An 18304-nucleotide genomic window follows, 5' to 3' on the forward strand; every position below is an offset into this window, starting at 1 on the left:
TTCCTTGACCTAAATTTGAGAGCAGATATTTTAACTGATCATATTCCACTGATCTTCGAGTTAATCGAGTCAATTATCAAAAACCTGATCCTTAGCTCAATCTTGCGGTAACAAAACCTTTGGAATTTGGCTTCAAATTCAAAAGCTAGTCGATTGTCTTCATTAGCTTTTCACATAAACGCTTGAGTTCCACAAGTTCTTCAACATCCAATTGAATCTTGCAGCGCATCGCTTTCGGTACATTGACGGCTTGCAGTTTAAGCGCTTCACCTTGCTCTGTTAAAAAAAGCTCTCGGACTCGTTCGTCATGTTCGCCTCTTTTACGCAAAACAATGCCTTTTGTTTCCAATCGTTTTAACAGCGGGGTGAGAGTGCCAGAATCTAGATTAAGTTTTGCGCCTAATTCTTTTACATTGATACCATTATTTTGCCAAAGCACCATCATGACTAAATACTGCGAGTAAGTCAGGTCTAACGCATCTAACAGCGGGCGATAGGCGCGGATAACAGCATTAGCAGCGCTGTATAAAGGAAAGCAAACTTGATTCTCAAGCTTAATCAGATCTTGTTCATTGCCGCTTAGGGAGGATAAATTATTGGTATGGCAAGATGTCATGAATACGTCCCTTAAATTAAGTTGCGCACAATATACTCAATTATATCTCATGCTCCAAGTCATTAATGTCAAAGCACCATGCTATAGAGATTGGATTGGATTGGATTGGATTGGATTGGATTGGATTGGATGAATATTACCATTTGCCTGATTGCCCTATTCAACCAAACAAAAAAGCTCACTTAAATTAAGTGAGCTTTGAATAAGGCGTGTAACATTCATTCTAGTCCGCGATAAAACCAATAATCGCAGCCAGACATAATAACCAAATTAATCAATTATATGCGTACTACTTATAGGTAGTAACGAGCACCAATCAACCACTTATCGTCTGCTTTATCTTTGTATGTGCCTGAACCTTGGAGGTCAAACTCATAACCAGCAAAACCTACGAAGTTAGAAGTAAAGTTGTATTCAGCTTGTAGAGCTGAAGTGCTGTAAACCGTAGCGCTTTCTTTGTCATCTTCAACCGCTTCATAGTTAACACTTACATTAATGCTGTTTGAGAAAGCGTAAGAAGCTAGCAGTTCAACGGCTGTTGTTTCTTCAAGAGCGATGCCTGAGCTTGAGTTCATGTACTCATTCATTGCGTAAACACCCGCTAGGTAAATACCTTCTTTACCGTAAGAGCCGTATGTTGCACTTAGTACATGAGATTCAGCTGTTTTAGAACCAACGCTGCCAAAGTTTACATCACCGGTATTGAATGCATAGTTTGCAGTAACATCAGCAATTGCGTAGTTCAATGCAATTTGAGCACGGTTTCCGTATTCATTTTTGAAGCTTACAGTACTTGTGTAATCAACTTCATCCACTTTACGACCTTGCCAAGCAACCCCTAAGTTTAGAGTACCTGCTTCACCAAAATCTACACTGTTGCCGTAGCTCAGCATTTCTTCACCACGACCAGTACCTAAGTTACCGTGATCGTCATAAATAAAGTCATTAGCAAAAGCGATTGGCATATCTGCAACGCCAGAAACGCTGTAATAAGGAGCCCACTGTGTACCAGCAACAGCACGACCGAAATCGTCATGCGTTAAACCAAGGTAGCCAAGACGAGTAGTGAATGCATTTTCGCCGCCATCTAAGTAGTTCAATGCCCACTCACCTTTTGCATCAGCAGTAAAGCCATTGCCTAGCTCATGAGTTACATTGAAGTTAATACGTGGAGAAACTGATTCAATACCAATATCGTCGTCACCTTGACGATCACTGCTATTAACATCACCCACAGCAACTGAAACGTGACCACCTACAGAAAAGGTCGTACCGTCTTCGTTATAAAGTTCAATCGCAACAGCTTGTGAAGCAAAAGCAGCGCTAGAAATTGCTACCGCTAAAAGTTTCTTATTCATCGTCATATCCATCTGTAACTTAAAGGTTATTTAATCACTCACAACTTCACCCTAACGGAAGTTGTTACCTGTTCTTAACAAGTGACATAACCCTAATCGAGATAACTCAGATAGTTTCATTAAATGATATAAAAGATAAAAAAAACAAATTTAAAAATAAAAAATATTTAATAACAATGACTTATAGTTTTGTTTTTATAAATGTTGTGATTATTCTTGGTAATACTTAATTACATCTATAAAAGACTCTAAAAATAAAATGCATTAGCGATATAAAACAAGTAAGTAACATCACCACTTAATAAATGACATATTTTCTTACAATCAAGAATACTCATAAATGACTTAAATATAGGGTTAAATTCGATTAAAAATGAGGATACAGAACATATAACGGTTTGTTATGCCGTATAATTAGGCAGAGAAGTAAAAAGTGACTGTTTAGTAAGTACAACTTTAGATACTACACCTAAGGATTTTGTGAGAGGCGCACAAAACTTCTCACTATATCCTTGAAGTACTTCCTAAGTTTGACTTGCAGGTATTGAGAGTAGAGCCAAATTAATATAGTTATCAAGGTACATTATAAGGATACCCTATGACCCAATTTTTAGGCTCACACCCTATTAGCTCTGATAGAATTAAATCCCTTATCACCCTTGGCTTTATTGCCGCGATTGCTGTTGTCTCGCACACTCTTATTTCTGAACATCAACTCGTTAATTGGGTATACCTAAGTTACCCCGCTTGTATGTTACTTGCATTTTTCCACACCCACCCTCGAATAAAAGCAATAGCCGCAATCACCTCTATGGCCATCATTCTAATTGGTGGTTACTTTGAGCCACTCGAACTCGATGCTATTGAAGAAGCTTTTATCCTTATTCCTCTATTTTATATCATTATATTCCCTGGCTCTATGTGGCCAATAGCTGCAGGTGGCGTGCTTATTTGTAGCTATTTATATGAACTGCCGCCTTCTGAGTTTGAGGAATTTATTGAAGATGCCATAGAGGTGGTGGTCATTACGGTGTTTGCCACAATCATGACTTACTACCAGCAAAAATTTCGCGAACAAATGTTGGTATTCCGTAAAGAAAGCTTAACCGATTTCCTTACCTCATTAGGAAATAGAAAAGCATACTTTGATGCATTAAAAGCAATGGAAAATTGTGCTTCACAGCAGTCCGCGATAATCCAAATTGATCTCGATAACTTTAAAGAAGTAAATGAAAGTGTTGGGCATGACAAAGGTGATAAATTGCTGTCACTTTTTGCAAATCAACTGCTCAAACTATCTTCTGACAACCTTTCATCCTATCGTTTAAGCGGTGATGAATTTATTATCATTTATCATCAAAAAGATAATTTAGTTTTGGAGCTACAAAACTTAGAGAACCAATTGAGCGAGATAGCAGCAAACACATATCAAATCTATCCTTACACCTATAAATTAAAATTTTGTGCGGGAATCGCAAAGCTTGAAGACGCAATGGGCAATACTGAAATTCTAAGTAAAAATGCCGACATCGCAGTTAAGAAAGCCAAATCACAAGGTAAAGACATGATTCGTTGGTACGATCATGAATTGATAGATGAAACCATCCGACAACATCAGATCGAAACCGAACTTGCTGCTGCCATCGAAAATGATCAGTTTAAATTACTGTACCAACCTAAAGTGGATATCAAGTCAGGCGAAATCTGCGGAGCGGAAGCTTTGATTCGTTGGCACCACCCTCAACTAGGCGTTGTTTCTCCTTTTGAATTTATAGGAATAGCTGAAAGAAGTAAGTTGATTATTCCGATTGGTCGCTGGGTTATAGAACAAGCCACCAAACAAGCTAAAGCTTGGCAAAATGCAGGGCATGAACTGTGTGTTTCTGTGAATGTTTCAACAGTGCAATTCGCCCATGATGATATTTACACTTTGGTTACTTCATCACTCAATTTAGCCGATCTTCCTGCGCATTTATTGCAATTAGAAATTACTGAAACCACATTAATGCAGCAACCAGAAAACATCATCAGCGCTTGTAACCAATTAAGAGAGCTAGGGGTAACCGTTGCAATCGATGATTTTGGCGTTGCGTACTCTTCATTAAATTATCTAAAGAAACTCCCAATTGATGTATTGAAAATTGACAAGTCATTCATTGATGAATGTGTGCAAAGGCATGAAGATCACATGATAGTTAGAACGATCATTCAACTCGGGCATAACTTAGGAAAGATAGTGATAGCAGAAGGTGTGGAAGATAAAGCCCAACTAGACTTGCTTGCCGATGAATCTTGTACACATTACCAAGGTTATCACTTCGCCCGACCTTTAGAAGTTGATGATTTATCAGGGCTTTTGGAAGCAAGGAATTTAAAAACAGAGCTAATAATCAACTGATTACATGATAAATCACAGTGAGCTTCATACACCTAGCGCTCAATTCAGGCAGAGTTCAGCGAACATGACAGTTCACTGACAAACTTCATCTTGCCCAAGTTGAATAAATTCACTACTCTTGCTCGGTCTTTCTATTTATTGTGATCTCTTTGCTCAGCAAGATAGCCCTATTACCAACAAATCAAAATCGCTTACAAAAGCATGCGCTTTGGTCGATTTTTTTAACCGGATTAGTCATGCTGACTTGTCTGGCAAGTCTGCTGTCTAGCCAATCACCACCCACAATATCACTTATCACACCAAGCACTGCTTATGCAGATGCGGCATTAACTCGTGATGATCAATCATCGGCAAACAGTCATGAGATCGCACAGCTCTATTCAGCCGTTTTTAGCGGGTCTTCTTCCCAGCAAATAAAAAAGCTTCCTACAAAAGAACCTTGTAGCCTTAGCGAGAAAATGCTGACTTCTTCCGCGCCTAAGCTGCACTGGCTCGCCAGTTTCCTTTTGCTCACCATAGTCATATTCAGTGTTATTCCTGATACTTTGCGACGTTTTCGTGAAGAGCAAAGAGGTTTCCAGCTTTCAAAACACCGCCTACATCTTACTTATTGTATATTTCGAGAATAAATAACCGGGTCCAATCACTCTTTTATTTTATTTTCGGAGACAATTTTAGTGCTAAATCACTTATTTTTTAGGCTTGTGCGATACGTGCAAGCTAAGTTTCATGCTTGTATGAAGCTTTATGTATTCGCTGTATTCATCAGCTTTTCTTCAATATCATTCGCACAAAGTACAGGTTGGATATCAGCACCTGAGCATCCACCTGTGAAACTTCGAATGATGTCTACAGGTCAACAAAACCCTGAACTCAATACAGTCAGTGCCGTTCTAGATATTGCTTTAGATGGCGATTGGAAAACATACTGGCGTAGCCCCGGAGAAGGTGGGATTGCACCTGAATGGGATTGGTCTGAGTCAACCAATATTAAAGCCGTAGATTGGCACTGGCCGGTTCCTAAATATTACGAGCAACTTGGTGTAATGACGTTAGGCTACAAATCTCACGTTAGTTTTCCAATCACTCTCACGTTAGATGACATCACTCAAGGTGCCACTTTTAATGCCAAATTAAGATTGCCATCTTGCACAAATATTTGTGTCCTTACTGATTACAATATTTCCTTGCCTATCAACCCTTCATCATTGCAGTTGGATGAAGAAGCCATGTTCATATTTAACCAAGGCATGAGCAAGACCCCTGTAAAAGTAGATTCAAATGCTAGTGAGCAAAATGTTTCAACCGAAGGTCTGTATTGGAATGAAGCAAAGCAGCAACTTGTCGCTCAATTTACCAATACTAAAGCCTGGGAAAACCCTCAGATTTTAATCGATGGCAATGAGGTATTGGATGAGTTCTTTGCACAACCTACCCTGCATATTTCAGGAAATACACTCACGGCAGTATTTGATGTAAGCAATTGGCTAGGTGAAACCAACCTTGTCGATCGTAACATTTCGATCACTATTTCCGATGAAACTTTTGCCAGTGAATTAACCGGTAAAGTCGGCTCTCAGCCTATCATTTATCAAGAAACGAATAACAGCTTCCTTGCGATGCTAGGTTTTGCTCTCATTGGCGGATTAATACTCAATATTATGCCATGTGTGCTTCCTGTTCTTGGCATGAAGCTCAATAGTATGATCGGCAATCAAGGGGCATCCTCTCGTCATATTCGTGGATCATTCATCGCTTCAGCAGCAGGTATTATTACCTCATTTGCTATCTTAGCTTTTGGCATCTCAATTCTGAAAATGGGCGGCAATGCGATTGGTTGGGGTATTCAATTCCAAAGCGGATGGTTCATTGCGTTTATGCTATTTGTGACCACGATTTTTGCGACCAACCTACTTGGTTTATTTGAGTTCAAACTCCCATCAAGCCTAAATACTTGGATGGCTTTGAAAGGAAATAACTCGCACTCAGGTCATTTTATTCAAGGTATGTTCGCAACATTGCTTGCTACGCCTTGTAGTGCTCCGTTTCTAGGTACTGCTGTCGCTTATGCCTTAGGAGCAAGCTACCAAGAGCTGTGGGCTATATTTGTTGCGCTCGGCGTGGGCATGAGCTTTCCATGGTTACTCTTTGCTGCATTCCCAAAAATGGTTCAGTTCTTACCTAAGCCAGGTAACTGGATGTTCAAAGTGAAGCTAACGTTCGGAATGATGATGCTTGCCACCAGCTTATGGCTAAGCAGCTTACTGGCTCCATTTATTGGGCTATTCCCGACTATCGTCTTAACTGCTGGATTACTGATCAGCGTATTAATTTGGATTGGAGTAAAACTGGGACGTAAGGTTTTAGTTCCGATTATAGCGGTATCCACCCTTGTTTTTGGTGGGGGGTTAATCGCAGGCAGTTTAACCGCTGATGACTGGGCAACGCCGATAGTGGATGACCTTAATTGGCAACCATTAGACGCGACTCAAATTCCAGCGCTAGTTAATCAGGGAAAAACCGTCTTTGTCGATGTCACAGCTGATTGGTGTATTACGTGTAAAGCCAACAAGATTGGCGTGATTTTACAAGATCCAGTGTATAGCCACTTAAAAGCGGAGGACATTGTTCTTATGAAAGGCGATTGGACCACACCGAATAAAAGTGTCACCGATTACCTTCAGAGTAACGGTCGATTCGGCGTGCCATTTAACATCATATACGGACCAAGTTATGAAAGTGGCATTCCTCTCCCCGTCATCTTGAATAGTGATACCGTAACTCAAGCTTTAAATGCAGCGAGATAACTGATGGATAAACACTCGAAAGACTCTTTGCCTAAAGGAACGCAATCAAACGATGATCTGTCAAACGATACTCATGTAAAAGGCGAGCACTCTAAGGTTTCTAACAAAAATAAGAAACCGAGCCGTGCAAAAAAATGGGCGAAAGAGCTCGTCTATATGATCTTGATCGTTGGCATCGTTTCTTACGCTATGGATTTTTATCACAGTGCGAAAATGCCAACAGGTAAAGCTCCACCAATATCAGGGATGACTGTTCAAGGTGAGTTCATTGATGTTATTGAACAAAGCAAATCAGGTGAACCTGTGATTGTCTATTTCTGGGCAACGTGGTGTGGTGCATGCAAATTTGTCAGTCCGACTATCAACTGGTTTGCCAATGATCATCAAGTCGTTACTGTGGCACTTTCCTCAGGAGAGGATGAACGGGTTCGCCGGTTTATTTCGGCAAAAGATTATGACTTCCCTGTCCTCAATGACACCGAAGGGAACTTCAACCGAGACTGGAAAATCAGTGTCACTCCAACCATCGTGATCATTAAAGATGGTGAAATAAAGCACACCTCTAGTGGGGTAACCACTCCTTGGGGGCTTTGGTTTAGAACGTTATTTTTATAGCAAACTATCCATATAGAACACTGTTTATATAGGGCACTGTTTGTAAAGAGCATTACTTACGTAGAGCATCTTTGTCTAGTGCCACAATCGCATTTTTAATTTCAGACTCTATTTAGAGACGCTTAACTAGAACTGTTTTATATCGATGTTCTTCATAAAAAATAAAGCGCTCTAAATAAGAATTAGAACAATGAAAGTTAAAGGATTTACCGTGAAAAAACTTATTATTAGTACACTTATCACAGCCGTATTTTCTGTATCAGCATCTGCTGCTTTGACAGGATCACAAGAAGTGCAGCTTTTAGAAATTAATGAGCTACTAAGAAGCAATCCAAGCGTGATCAGCAATTTGCATGAAAGCCTTGGACAATATGTGGAAGGACAAGCTCAATTAGAAAAAGTGAAAGCACAAAGCCACGACTGGTTGTACGACAATAAAGCCCATTCCATTACAGGTAACCCGAATGGCAGCTCTGTCATCATCAACTTCACCGACTATAACTGTCCGTATTGCAAAAAACTGGAATCAGCATTAGAGAAACTAAGCCAAGAAAATAGTGACTTGAAAGTCATTAATATCTACGTGCCTCTACAGCAACAACAAGCCCCAGGAACTGATACTAATTCGGCACTGTATGCGCTTAATGTTTGGAAGCAACAACCAGAAAGTTTTGCCGACGTACACAACCTATTGGTTGCAAAGAATGGTCGCCACGACAAACGTTCACTAAATGCGATTGCGAAGAAGACAAAAACTGAAGCACTACTGAACACAACTGAAGAGCAAGAATTGATTGTTGCGAGAAACTATCAAACCTTCACCGCGATGGGTCTAGGTGGAACGCCTGCTATGATCATGAATGATCAAGTAACGCCAGGTTATGTGCCTTACGAAAAACTCAAAGAGATGGTGAAAGAAGCCTTTTCTAAATAAACTTAATCTATGGGAGAGTCTTACTCTCCCTTTTTTATCGACTCAGATTCAAGCTTCAATCGCTCTGCCAAAGCAGCCAATAGCACTTAGCTTTCCCCACTGCTGACTCAATTATCACTACAACCTACGCCTTTATTCACAGTACAAATCACTCTCACTGCATTCATAAAAGTGAAATCAAACCGACACTTAACCGTCACTAATTAGAAATCAATCTTTCATTTATAAACATTATCTTACTCCTATCAAAACAAATCGGGCATGAAGCCTCATTGATATTTAAATAGGATAAGTAAAATGAAAAAAGCAGCTATCGCAACTGCAATCGTATCAGCATTGGTATCAGGTTCATCTCTTGCAGCAACAGTTTACGATAAAGAGGGTACTACGCTTTCTATCGGTGGTCGTGCTGAAGCTCGTTTCAACATTTCAGATAACAATGAAACCGTTGATAATAGCTCTTTCAAAGATAAGTCCCGTGCACGTGTTAACCTAAAAGGTAAAACCCAAGTAACAGACGGTCTTTACGGTTTCGGTAAGTATGAAGCTGAGTTCGACGGCGCATCTGACCTTAGTAACCGTTACTTCTTCGCAGGTATTGGAACTGATATTGGTGAGTTCTCTTACGGTAAGCAAGATTCTGCTCAAGTTATGCTAACTGACGTGACGGATACAATGGCAACTTTCGGCGCTGACGCGGCTGATATTGTTTCTGGAAACAAAGATAAGCGTGAAAACAACTTCCTTTACTCTGGCAAGTTTGACCAATTTAAAGTGAAAGCAAACTACATCGCTGCTAATGAAAAAGATTCAGATAGCTACGGTATTGCAGGTATGTTCTCTCTAGACATTGGGCTAGACCTTGGTTTGGGTTATGTTTCACAAGACAACGGTCAATACAGTGACGACCAAATCAACCTAGTTGCACAATACTCTATGGATGCATTCTCGGTTGGTGGTCTGTACACAATGGGTTCTGTTGCAGATGAAGACATCACAGGCTACGAATTATCGGCAAAATTCAAAGCAAATAAGAAGCTCGCTCTAGTTGGTGTTTATAACTTCTCAGAAAATGACGATACGAGCACTGAACTAGCAAATAACTTCGCAATCGAAGCCGTTTACAAGTTCAACGGTCACATCCGTACTTACGCTGGCTACAAATTTGAGCAGTTAGACAATAAAGACGACCAACTTCAAGCTGGTATTCGTTACGATTTCTAATTCGTAAATAGAGTCTCTGGATACATACTCTAGTAACACTGCCCTCGTAACACAGTCCTTTGGTCAAGCTCTTGCTTGGCCTTTTTTCTTTAGAATCTAAAGCTTATTTCCCAAACGTTATCCGAAATACAAACTCAGATAATCGATCCCTTTCAATACTTACAAAACCATTAACTAATCAAGCGAGCCACAAGCGCACCTGGCTCTCTGAGTGCATCTACATTATAGCTAAGCACCTTGCCAGAAGATGGCGCTAAGTAACGTTTACTTTCGTCACCAAAAGCATCATATTGAATGGCTAGTAGGTCTCCAACTTCAACACTCTGCAAAAGTTCGACTTGAGGCAAAATAAAACCGCCTACATCCGCCCTGACTGATACGATTTTATTACCTTCCACCCAATTAATTTGCGGTACTTCAGTCACGGATTGAGCAGTATGGTTGGATTCCAACATCTTATAATAAGCTAAGATATTAAAAATACCCTCAACGGCACGTTGAATCATTTTCGGCTGGGTAAATTTCCCCATCCCGACTTCAATGGTAATACTTGGAATACCACTTCGGTTCCAAACCGTTTCTAAAATACCAGGGTCACCCGGATCATTTAACACACAGTCAGGTTTCATCAACCTTGCCATCTCACTGCATTGAGCAACTCGATAATCAGCAAAAACATAGAGTGGATATACTGCACCGCGTGTTTGGGTATGTAAATCAACGGCAAAAGTAGCATTAGGTTTCAGTAAGCGTTCCCAAAGTGAAGCAACAAATCGCTCAGCGGCTAGTCCATCTGCATTTCCCGGAAAAAGGCGATTAAGGTTTGCTGGGCACGAACCTGGGTCAGAAGAGATAAAATCTCGGCTATGATTCAGCAAACCAGAAAGATTTACCGTTGGCACAATTGTGACAGTCCCGCACAACTCCTTACCTACAAGTTCACGAACAATTTGTTGAGCAGCAAGAACACCATTCAATTCATCACCATGAATACCAGCGGTCACCATAAGTTTAGGACCATCCTTCGTCCCTTTAAACACAGTAACCGGCATATTTTTGGGCTGACCTAAACCGTCACTAGTCACTTGAAACCAAAATTGATGCTCACCGGAAGGTAAATCGTCTACGTTCAAAGAGGTAATAACGCGCCTACCTTGTAAAACATCGTCTAAAAATTCGGTACTCATTTATCACTCCGTGATTTCTGATTTGCAGCTGATGAAAAGGGTTTTACAAGATAATGAGGGTCACTTGAGCATCTCATCATAGAGGATATTATTGACGGAACAAGTACTGATTCATTTATCACCACCTCTAGACAAAACCCAATTGTTCCAACAATTCGAACAACTTAGCCAAAGTTTAAACATTGGATTACTGCATGATTAGTCGTATGATTCTGGGATTCTATTATTAATCGCACCATATGCATGGTTCAGTAAATTATGAGTCAACCCCACCACCCCTTACAAGGCGCAAGCTGGATGCTCACCGCAGGTCTTGCTTTTGCTATCGTCAATAGCCTAGCTCAAGTTGCCAGCATCAATTTTGGACTTCCATCAACAACCGTTGCCGTCATCCAATATTCAATCGCGCTCGTTGTCATCCTCCCTTATTTACGCACTCTTGGCATCATGCGCTCATTAAGAACTAACCACTTGAAGATGCATATTCTGCGTGTGTTTTTATCGGTGATTGGTATTCAGCTTTGGTTATGGGCACTCGCTTACCCTGTCCCTATTTGGCAAGGCATTGCGTTATTAATGACATCTCCACTCTTTGCTACCGTTGGTTCTGGGTTATTTCTAAAAGAAAAAGTAGGCGCTGCACGCTGGGGAGCAACATTAGCGGGCTTTGTTGGTGCGATGATCATTCTCGAACCATGGGCAGACAGTTTTAACTGGGCAACCTTACTGCCTGTTGGAGCGGCATTCTTTTGGGCATGTTACTCATTAATGGTGAAGAAATTATCTTCTGAAGATGGGCCTTCGACAATGGTGATGTATTTACTGCTGCTGATTACGCCATTCAACATTTTGTTAGCCGCACCAGAATGGCAACTGCCGACAGGCTATTCCATTTGGCTCATCCTGGTTGCAGCCGGTGCAATGACGGCTTTAGCACAATGGGCAATAGTGAAAGCTTACTCCGTGGCTGATGCTTCGTTCGTTCAACCTTTTGATCATGCAAAATTGCCTCTAAATGTATTAGCGGGGTGGCTGGTATTCAGTTGGGTACCACCTGGTCGTTTGTGGCTAGGGGCTGCTATTATTATTTTATCCGTTGCGTTTATTACTCGTTGGGAAACAAAAAAAACGAAATAGTGAAATTAATATGGAACTCTCCCGTTCTTTATTATTAAGCGAATTGAACTGAGGTAACGACAATGACAACACCAATCAAAATTACTTTGTACCGCTGGGGCGGAAGTTGGGGTCCATTTAAAGTAAATATCCCATGTGGCGAGTGCACACTCACCAAAGATATTTTAAAAGATACATTTGAAAATGAACTGGCTGACGTAGAAGTAGAACTTGAAGTGAAAGATTGGTTGTCTCATTGGTGGGAACCATTAAAACTTGGCGCGTGGCACGCTCCGATTCTTGTTGTCGAAGGTAAGGTTGTAAGCCAAGGGGAAGCATTAAACCGAGGTGTACTCGTTCAATCAGTTATCAAAGAATGGACCAAAAGGGACACTCTTAAAGGCAATATTGTTTACGGTAAAGCAACCTGCCCTTTCTGCGTAAAAGCAAAAAACATGCTGGATGAAGCCGGTGTCGAATACAAATACTATGATGTCGTTAAAGACAGTGCTGCACTATACAGAATGATCCCTGAAGTCAAAGCAATCATAGGCGAAAAAACACCTGTGACCGTACCTCAAATTTGGTTAGAAGGTAAATACGTTGGTGGAGCCGATAACTTAGCAGCATGGATGAAAGATAACGGATTAGATCGCATCCCTAACAATGTTGTTGACCTATCTAACCAAAACGCCAGCTAGCAAATATTCGCAGTGCATATCTAATAAAGCAAATGAAGTGGCTTCTTAGAATTTAAGAAGCTTTCTTAAATTCATATTGCACAAAAACACAAAGCCCTTAATCTCAAACCTGAGGTTAAGGGCTTTGTTGAATTCATAGATAGTCACTACTTCTTAGATAACAAATAAAGGCTAGGTTGTTATCCTCTGCTTAATAGCCACTATGTAGATGGTCATTTATTTAGCCATCTTCTTCATCATTCGCTTGATGAACGATACTTTTTTCGGCTTTGATTTACCGTATAGAGCTTCGTGCATCATGTTCTTTGCCACAATTTGACCAATGTATGCATTGCCTAGTTCGTAACCCATGATTATCTCCACAAAATATAAATGTATGTTTTCTATAAAGTGATCTTACTCTCAAAACGGACAAAAACAAGACTTAAATCACACTTTTATGCAAATTAATTTATAGATTACTTAAAATGGGAGAATTTCAGGCATAAAAAAATCAGCACCATGGCTGATTTTTATCTTTCCTAATAGCTATGTTTTCCAATAACTATCTTATCCAAAAGATGGCTTACTAGCTTCGTTTCGGCTGCTTATAAGTCTTACCTGCGGTTTGGTAAGTATCTTTTGGTTTTACTTCAAACATAGATTCAAAGAACCACGCAGCGAACTTAATCAGATCGTCACCTTCATTCATTACATGCTCAACGAATTCTTGCTCTTCGCCTTCATCGTTGTCTTGTACTGTTACATGGTAAATGCGTTTTTCATTTTCAACATCAGCTAATGCAAATTGACCGACCAAAGATAGAGCGGCTTCTGATACTTCAGTATCTTCATTTGATTTTAATAACTCTAACGCTTCTGGAAGGTTTTGCTTACTGCAAATCTCTTTAACCAGTACTTCAAATTCATTGTGCTGCATGATACCTACCTATTAAATTAACGAACGCATTGTAGAAAACCATCACTCCAATTACAACGCAATTACCAACTGAATAAATAAGCTTACCTAACAATCTTCAATCTTCAATCTTCAATCTTCAATCTTCAATCTTCAATCTTCAAAGTACAAAGTACAAAGTACAAAGTACAAAGTTTATCTAGAGAACCGCTTCGGTAGAAGCCAAGGCAATTTTTCTTGAATGTAACCACGATGAGAAGAGCACTGAGCCCATACCCAGCCCAACCATCATATAAAAAACGCCTAAACTAGTATGGTCGACGACCCAAGACTCAACCAAGTAACCACCAAGTAAACCGGCAACACACATTTGAATTGAGCCTGACAATGCCGATACTGCACCAGCCTGCTTTTTATGGGGTTCTAACAACATACTGATTGATAAAGGGAAAGACATACCCTGAGCAATAACAAGCCAAGTAAACGCCCACACCAAATTGAAGATACTGAACTCAGACGCCAGTAACCACGCGCCAGACAAGAGCATAATTGTAATCGCAATACTCATTAAGGTTTGAGTACTGAGATAACGATTCAATACATTAAGCGTTACGCTACCAATGAGTAAACCAGTAGATGGAATAATCATTAATGACCCATACTCAGCCGTTGTTAACCCTAGTTGATCTTGCATGAGAAATGGAAATAAAGATAACGTCACAATACTGGTTAAATAGCTCATCCAGTTATAGCTAGCACTGCTTATTACCTGTCGGTTCACCAATAATGAACCGTAATTTTTAATGACTTTCGAAACATTAAAGCGGCTTTTCCCATACGGCAAGGTTTCAGGAAGAATAAAGAAGCCTAAAGTGAAAATCGCAAAGAGGTACGCCAATACAAACCCGAATACCGCTTGCCAGCCTAAATGAAAAGCCACCCAACCGCCAAATACTGGTGCTGCAATGGGGATAATAGACGCTGTCATCGAGATATAAGACAACGCCTTTGTAAGCTGTAAACCATCATAACTATCTCTTAATACACTTCGCCCGAGCACAGAAGCACTGCCCGCTCCTAAGCCTTGCAACAAACGTCCTAATTCAAGAGCGGTTGCGTTATCAGAAAACATTAAGCACACGATAGTACCGACTAAATAAATCCCCTGTCCGAGTATAAAAATGGGGCGACGACCAATAGCGTCAGACATAGGACCATAAAACAGCTGAGAAACACCAAACCCAACGAGAAAAAGGGTAACTAACAATTGAACATTGGTTTGTGCTATCTGTAGATCAGCCGCAATCAAGGGTAAAGAAGGAAGATAAATACTCACCCCTACCTGCCCAGTAGCAATGATCATCATAGCGAGAAGTAAAGGTGCTTTTTTAAATGCAGCTGAAGTCATTAAATTCCTTAATTGCGTACTTTTTATTCATAATTAAGTTTACATTCAAAGCTGATAATTGATAATCAAGCAAATTGGAATTTTATTAAGTCCTAATAGGAAATAATATGGATTGGATTCTCAGTGTAAAAAGCTATGTCAGAGTTGTAGATGAAGGCAGTTTTAATGGTGCAGCAAGAAGCCTGAACACCACCAGCTCAGCAGTTAGCAAGCGAGTCAATTGGTTAGAAGAACGCATTGGCACCCAATTACTCAAAAGAACGACTCGCTCAATAAGCCAAACAGAAGCTGGTGCTCTTTTTTATCAACGGGCAAAAGCGCAATTAGATAGTTGGCAGTCGATTGTCGATGAAACGCGTTCAGTAAACCAAACACCAGCGGGCTTGTTAAAAATTGGAGCGACCATTGCTGTCGGCTCTAAGTTTTTAGTCCAATATCTAAACGATTTTCTTGAACAGTATCCGGATATCAAGATTCAGCTGATCACCACAGTTCCAGGGCAACTGCCAGAAATGAGCCTAGATCTCGTGCTCAGCAGAGAATTAGAGCAACTCAATTCGCTAAGCTTTAAAAAAACGCCATTGTTTGAACATAAAGCGACCTTTTACGCAGCGCCTAGTTACCTTGAAAAATATGGTCACCCTTCTGATGAACAAGATCTCGAAGCTCATAACTCATTAATTTGGGGAGAAAGAACCACAAGGGAAGTCACAATATCAAAAGGGAAAAGGATCACCTTAAGTGGCAATTTTGCCACAACCAACCCTGAAGCATTATTTCACGCAGCTAAAAACGGCATGGGGATCCTTCTCACCAATAAAACGATGATAAAAGAAGAATTGAAACTGGGAACTTTGGTGCCAATATTGCCTGGTATTAAAGCTGACGAAGCCATGGTATACGCCTATTATCCAAAGCTTGATTATGAACATACCCGTACAAAGTTGTTCTTAGATTATCTTAAATTACGTTTACATAAAGAACGAGATCTAGAAACGTACTCTCACCCAATAGAGCTAAGCTGAGCATATACCGAAAGTAAAATAAGCAAGAAAATTACCTTTAAAAAACCGACACAATTTCATTATTAAGATTGAATATTGGTTACTTATCGTCAATAGTAATAACTAGAAGTGTGCAACTTGATGCTTTTAAATTTGACTAATGAATGATAGGCAACATTCTATGGCTAAACTCTCACTGAACGATACAGTCAACTTAGACACAATCAGTCATATACTAAAATTGGATGGGCAGGACTTACTCGAAGCTGTCGCACTCACACTGCACCGCGAGTTTGGTAGCCAGTGCACTGGGATAATTGAAAAGCGCCACTTTCAAGATCATACATTACCCGTCGTCGTTGTCCTTGACGACGCTGTGCAGCAGGTAAACATCCATTCCATTACCGATAATCTTTGTAGCCAAGAATCACACAAAGGTTGCAAGCACTGTTCCTTTACCAAACAGCTACTAGAATCATTACCTAACAACACACTGAATCATGAGTTCATTTCCGAGAACTACATTGCAATACCAATCAAAGCACGTAACAGCGATGTTATGGGAGTGCTGTACTCCACCTTTACGGTTCCAATCAGCAATGAAGATAAACAAAAACTGATTCGACACCACCAAATGTTTGCAAACATGATTAACCATACACTGCAGGAATTGTGGTTTAGTGATCGCTCGGAGCAACTGGTCAATCAACTTAGCTATGAAGTCTCCCATGATAATCTTACTGGTTTGCTTAACCGCAGCTGTTTATCTGACACTTTGGAATCCATAACTCAACAATATAGCGAACCTTTCACATTAGCTTTTATTGATATCGACAACTTCAAATCGATTAACGATGCAAACGGTAACTACATAGGTGATAAAGTGATTCAATTCACGGCTGACACCATCACTTCGTGCGTGCAAGACTCTGCCTTAACCTTTCGGACTGCAGGAGATGAATTTGCATTCATCACTTATGACTCAGACCCAATAAAAATTTGCCATAATATTTTGAACAAAATAGAAAATGGCTACTACGACAATACGCATCAATTAAAATTTAAGATCAGTATTGGTATCGCTAGAACTCAAGATGTTGATAAAAACATAGAGAAGCTGCTATTTAATACCAGCTTAGCTCTTAAAGATTGCAAACAACACCCTGAGATTCAGGTGCAATGCTACGATACGCATTTAAGCGCGAGCTACCATAGGAAAACACAGCTAGTGGCAGCCATTAGACGCGAAATCGCAAGCCCAATTTTAATGAATCAAGAAATGCATGTAGTTGTTCAACCCATAGTTTGTAAAAATCAAAATGAGTGGGATTACTTTGAACTGCTCAGCCGTTGGCAAAGCCCAGAGTACGGAATGGTATCACCCGTAGAATTCATCAAAGTAGCCGAGCAATCTGGGCTTATTGTTGAACTAGGTGAGCGTATTATGGAACTCGGCTGCATTGCTAAAAAGCAGTTAGAGAAAGGGCTTGGTTACAAAATAAAATTAGGTATCAACTGCTCAGCTCATGAACTGAATGATGCAGAACGATACTTAAGCCATTTAACCAAGATGATTAATAAATATGACTTTGAAGCCCGTGAATTTGTTATTGAATTGACAGAAACGGTGCTGTTAACCCAAACAGATGACGTAACACGAGTGCTGACTTCATTACGAGAAATGGGGTTTACGATTGCTCTGGATGATTTTGGGACTGGATATTCAAGCTTGAACTACATTCAAAGTTACCCTATTGATTGCCTGAAGATAGATGCTACCTTTATTCGTAATTTATTGAGCAATGCCATTTCTGAGCGAGTGGTATGGTTAATCATTCAACTCGCTCAACAGTTGAATATTACTCTAATTGCGGAAGGAATAGAGCACCAAGAAGAGTTAGAGAAATTACACTCTATGGGATGCTTACAAATTCAAGGTTATTACTATTCAAAACCCGAGAAGCCCGCTGTAATGATTAATCACCTCACTCACCAAGAACAAAGTAAATTTGCATAAAAAACCCGTAATTCACAGATT

General features: G+C 40.1%; 16 protein-coding genes. 10 read left to right on the top strand and 6 right to left on the bottom strand.

Annotated features, from left to right (window positions below):
- Nucleotides 1-145 precede the first annotated feature (145 nt).
- Together F0226_RS02945 and F0226_RS02950 are read right to left on the bottom strand one after the other, a co-directional pair.
- Entirely contained in the window at nt 146-616 is a 471-nt protein-coding gene (locus F0226_RS02945) for a MarR family transcriptional regulator (protein WP_171734213.1), read from the bottom strand.
- Between the two features lie 293 nt (nt 617-909).
- Entirely contained in the window at nt 910-1974 is a 1065-nt protein-coding gene (locus tag F0226_RS02950; RefSeq protein ID WP_171734214.1) for a porin, read from the bottom strand.
- Between the two features lie 598 nt (nt 1975-2572).
- Here F0226_RS02950 and F0226_RS02955 point away from each other — a divergent pair.
- The 6 genes from F0226_RS02955 (at nt 2573) to F0226_RS02980 (ending at nt 9952) form a co-directional block, all read left to right on the top strand.
- Nucleotides 2573-4372 (top strand): bifunctional diguanylate cyclase/phosphodiesterase, encoded by a 1800-nt coding sequence (locus tag F0226_RS02955; RefSeq protein WP_171734215.1) that lies wholly within the window; start codon nt 2573-2575, stop codon nt 4370-4372.
- Nucleotides 4373-4608: 236 nt separating this feature from the next.
- Nucleotides 4609-5001 carry a hypothetical protein gene (locus F0226_RS02960; RefSeq protein ID WP_171734216.1) on the top strand — a complete coding sequence of 131 codons (393 nt, stop codon included), beginning with the start codon at nt 4609-4611 and terminating at the stop codon, nt 4999-5001.
- A gap of 108 nt (nt 5002-5109) precedes the next feature.
- Nucleotides 5110-7179 carry a protein-disulfide reductase DsbD domain-containing protein gene (locus F0226_RS02965; protein ID WP_171734217.1) on the top strand — a complete coding sequence of 690 codons (2070 nt, stop codon included), beginning with the start codon at nt 5110-5112 and terminating at the stop codon, nt 7177-7179.
- Nucleotides 7180-7182: 3 nt separating this feature from the next.
- Complete coding sequence (locus tag F0226_RS02970) at nt 7183-7794, top strand: protein disulfide oxidoreductase (protein ID WP_171734218.1); 612 nt, start codon at nt 7183-7185, stop codon at nt 7792-7794.
- 211 nt (nt 7795-8005) lie between these two features.
- Nucleotides 8006-8728, top strand: coding sequence for a thioredoxin domain-containing protein (locus F0226_RS02975; RefSeq protein WP_171734219.1), 723 nt, complete (start codon nt 8006-8008; stop codon nt 8726-8728).
- A gap of 297 nt (nt 8729-9025) precedes the next feature.
- Nucleotides 9026-9952 (top strand): porin, encoded by a 927-nt coding sequence (locus tag F0226_RS02980; RefSeq protein WP_171734220.1) that lies wholly within the window; start codon nt 9026-9028, stop codon nt 9950-9952.
- 170 nt (nt 9953-10122) lie between these two features.
- Here F0226_RS02980 and F0226_RS02985 read toward each other — a convergent pair whose 3' ends face one another.
- Entirely contained in the window at nt 10123-11139 is a 1017-nt protein-coding gene (locus F0226_RS02985; protein ID WP_171734221.1) for a succinylglutamate desuccinylase/aspartoacylase family protein, read from the bottom strand.
- A gap of 258 nt (nt 11140-11397) precedes the next feature.
- Here F0226_RS02985 and F0226_RS02990 point away from each other — a divergent pair, with 258 nt between their 5' ends.
- Together F0226_RS02990 and F0226_RS02995 are read left to right on the top strand one after the other, a co-directional pair.
- The gene (locus F0226_RS02990) at nt 11398-12276 is read left to right on the top strand and encodes a DMT family transporter (protein ID WP_171734222.1); all 879 of its coding nucleotides are present in this window, start codon (nt 11398-11400) and stop codon (nt 12274-12276) included.
- A 62-nt stretch (nt 12277-12338) separates the two neighbouring features.
- A complete protein-coding gene (locus F0226_RS02995) occupies nt 12339-12956 on the top strand; it encodes a glutaredoxin (protein ID WP_171734223.1) in 618 nt (205 codons plus the stop codon).
- Nucleotides 12957-13172: 216 nt separating this feature from the next.
- On the opposite strand, the gene F0226_RS22655 is transcribed toward F0226_RS02995, so the two are convergent.
- From F0226_RS22655 to F0226_RS03005, 3 genes are all read right to left on the bottom strand, one after another.
- On the bottom strand, nt 13173-13307 hold the full coding sequence (locus tag F0226_RS22655; protein WP_301338142.1) for a hypothetical protein: 135 nt from the start codon (nt 13305-13307) through the stop codon (nt 13173-13175).
- A gap of 217 nt (nt 13308-13524) precedes the next feature.
- The gene (locus F0226_RS03000; RefSeq protein WP_171734224.1) at nt 13525-13875 is read right to left on the bottom strand and encodes a hypothetical protein; all 351 of its coding nucleotides are present in this window, start codon (nt 13873-13875) and stop codon (nt 13525-13527) included.
- A 178-nt stretch (nt 13876-14053) separates the two neighbouring features.
- Complete coding sequence (locus tag F0226_RS03005) at nt 14054-15262, bottom strand: multidrug effflux MFS transporter (RefSeq protein ID WP_171734225.1); 1209 nt, start codon at nt 15260-15262, stop codon at nt 14054-14056.
- Between the two features lie 107 nt (nt 15263-15369).
- Between F0226_RS03005 and F0226_RS03010 the strand changes: the two genes are divergently transcribed.
- Nucleotides 15370-16287 (top strand): LysR family transcriptional regulator, encoded by a 918-nt coding sequence (locus tag F0226_RS03010; protein ID WP_171734226.1) that lies wholly within the window; start codon nt 15370-15372, stop codon nt 16285-16287.
- A 160-nt stretch (nt 16288-16447) separates the two neighbouring features.
- Nucleotides 16448-18283: a bifunctional diguanylate cyclase/phosphodiesterase gene (locus tag F0226_RS03015; protein WP_171734227.1), complete on the top strand. Its 1836-nt coding sequence runs from the start codon at nt 16448-16450 to the stop codon at nt 18281-18283.
- The last annotated feature ends 21 nt before the right edge of the window (nt 18284-18304 follow it).

Source organism: Vibrio sp. 99-70-13A1 (genome assembly GCF_013114625.1).
Classification (GTDB): domain Bacteria; phylum Pseudomonadota; class Gammaproteobacteria; order Enterobacterales; family Vibrionaceae; genus Vibrio.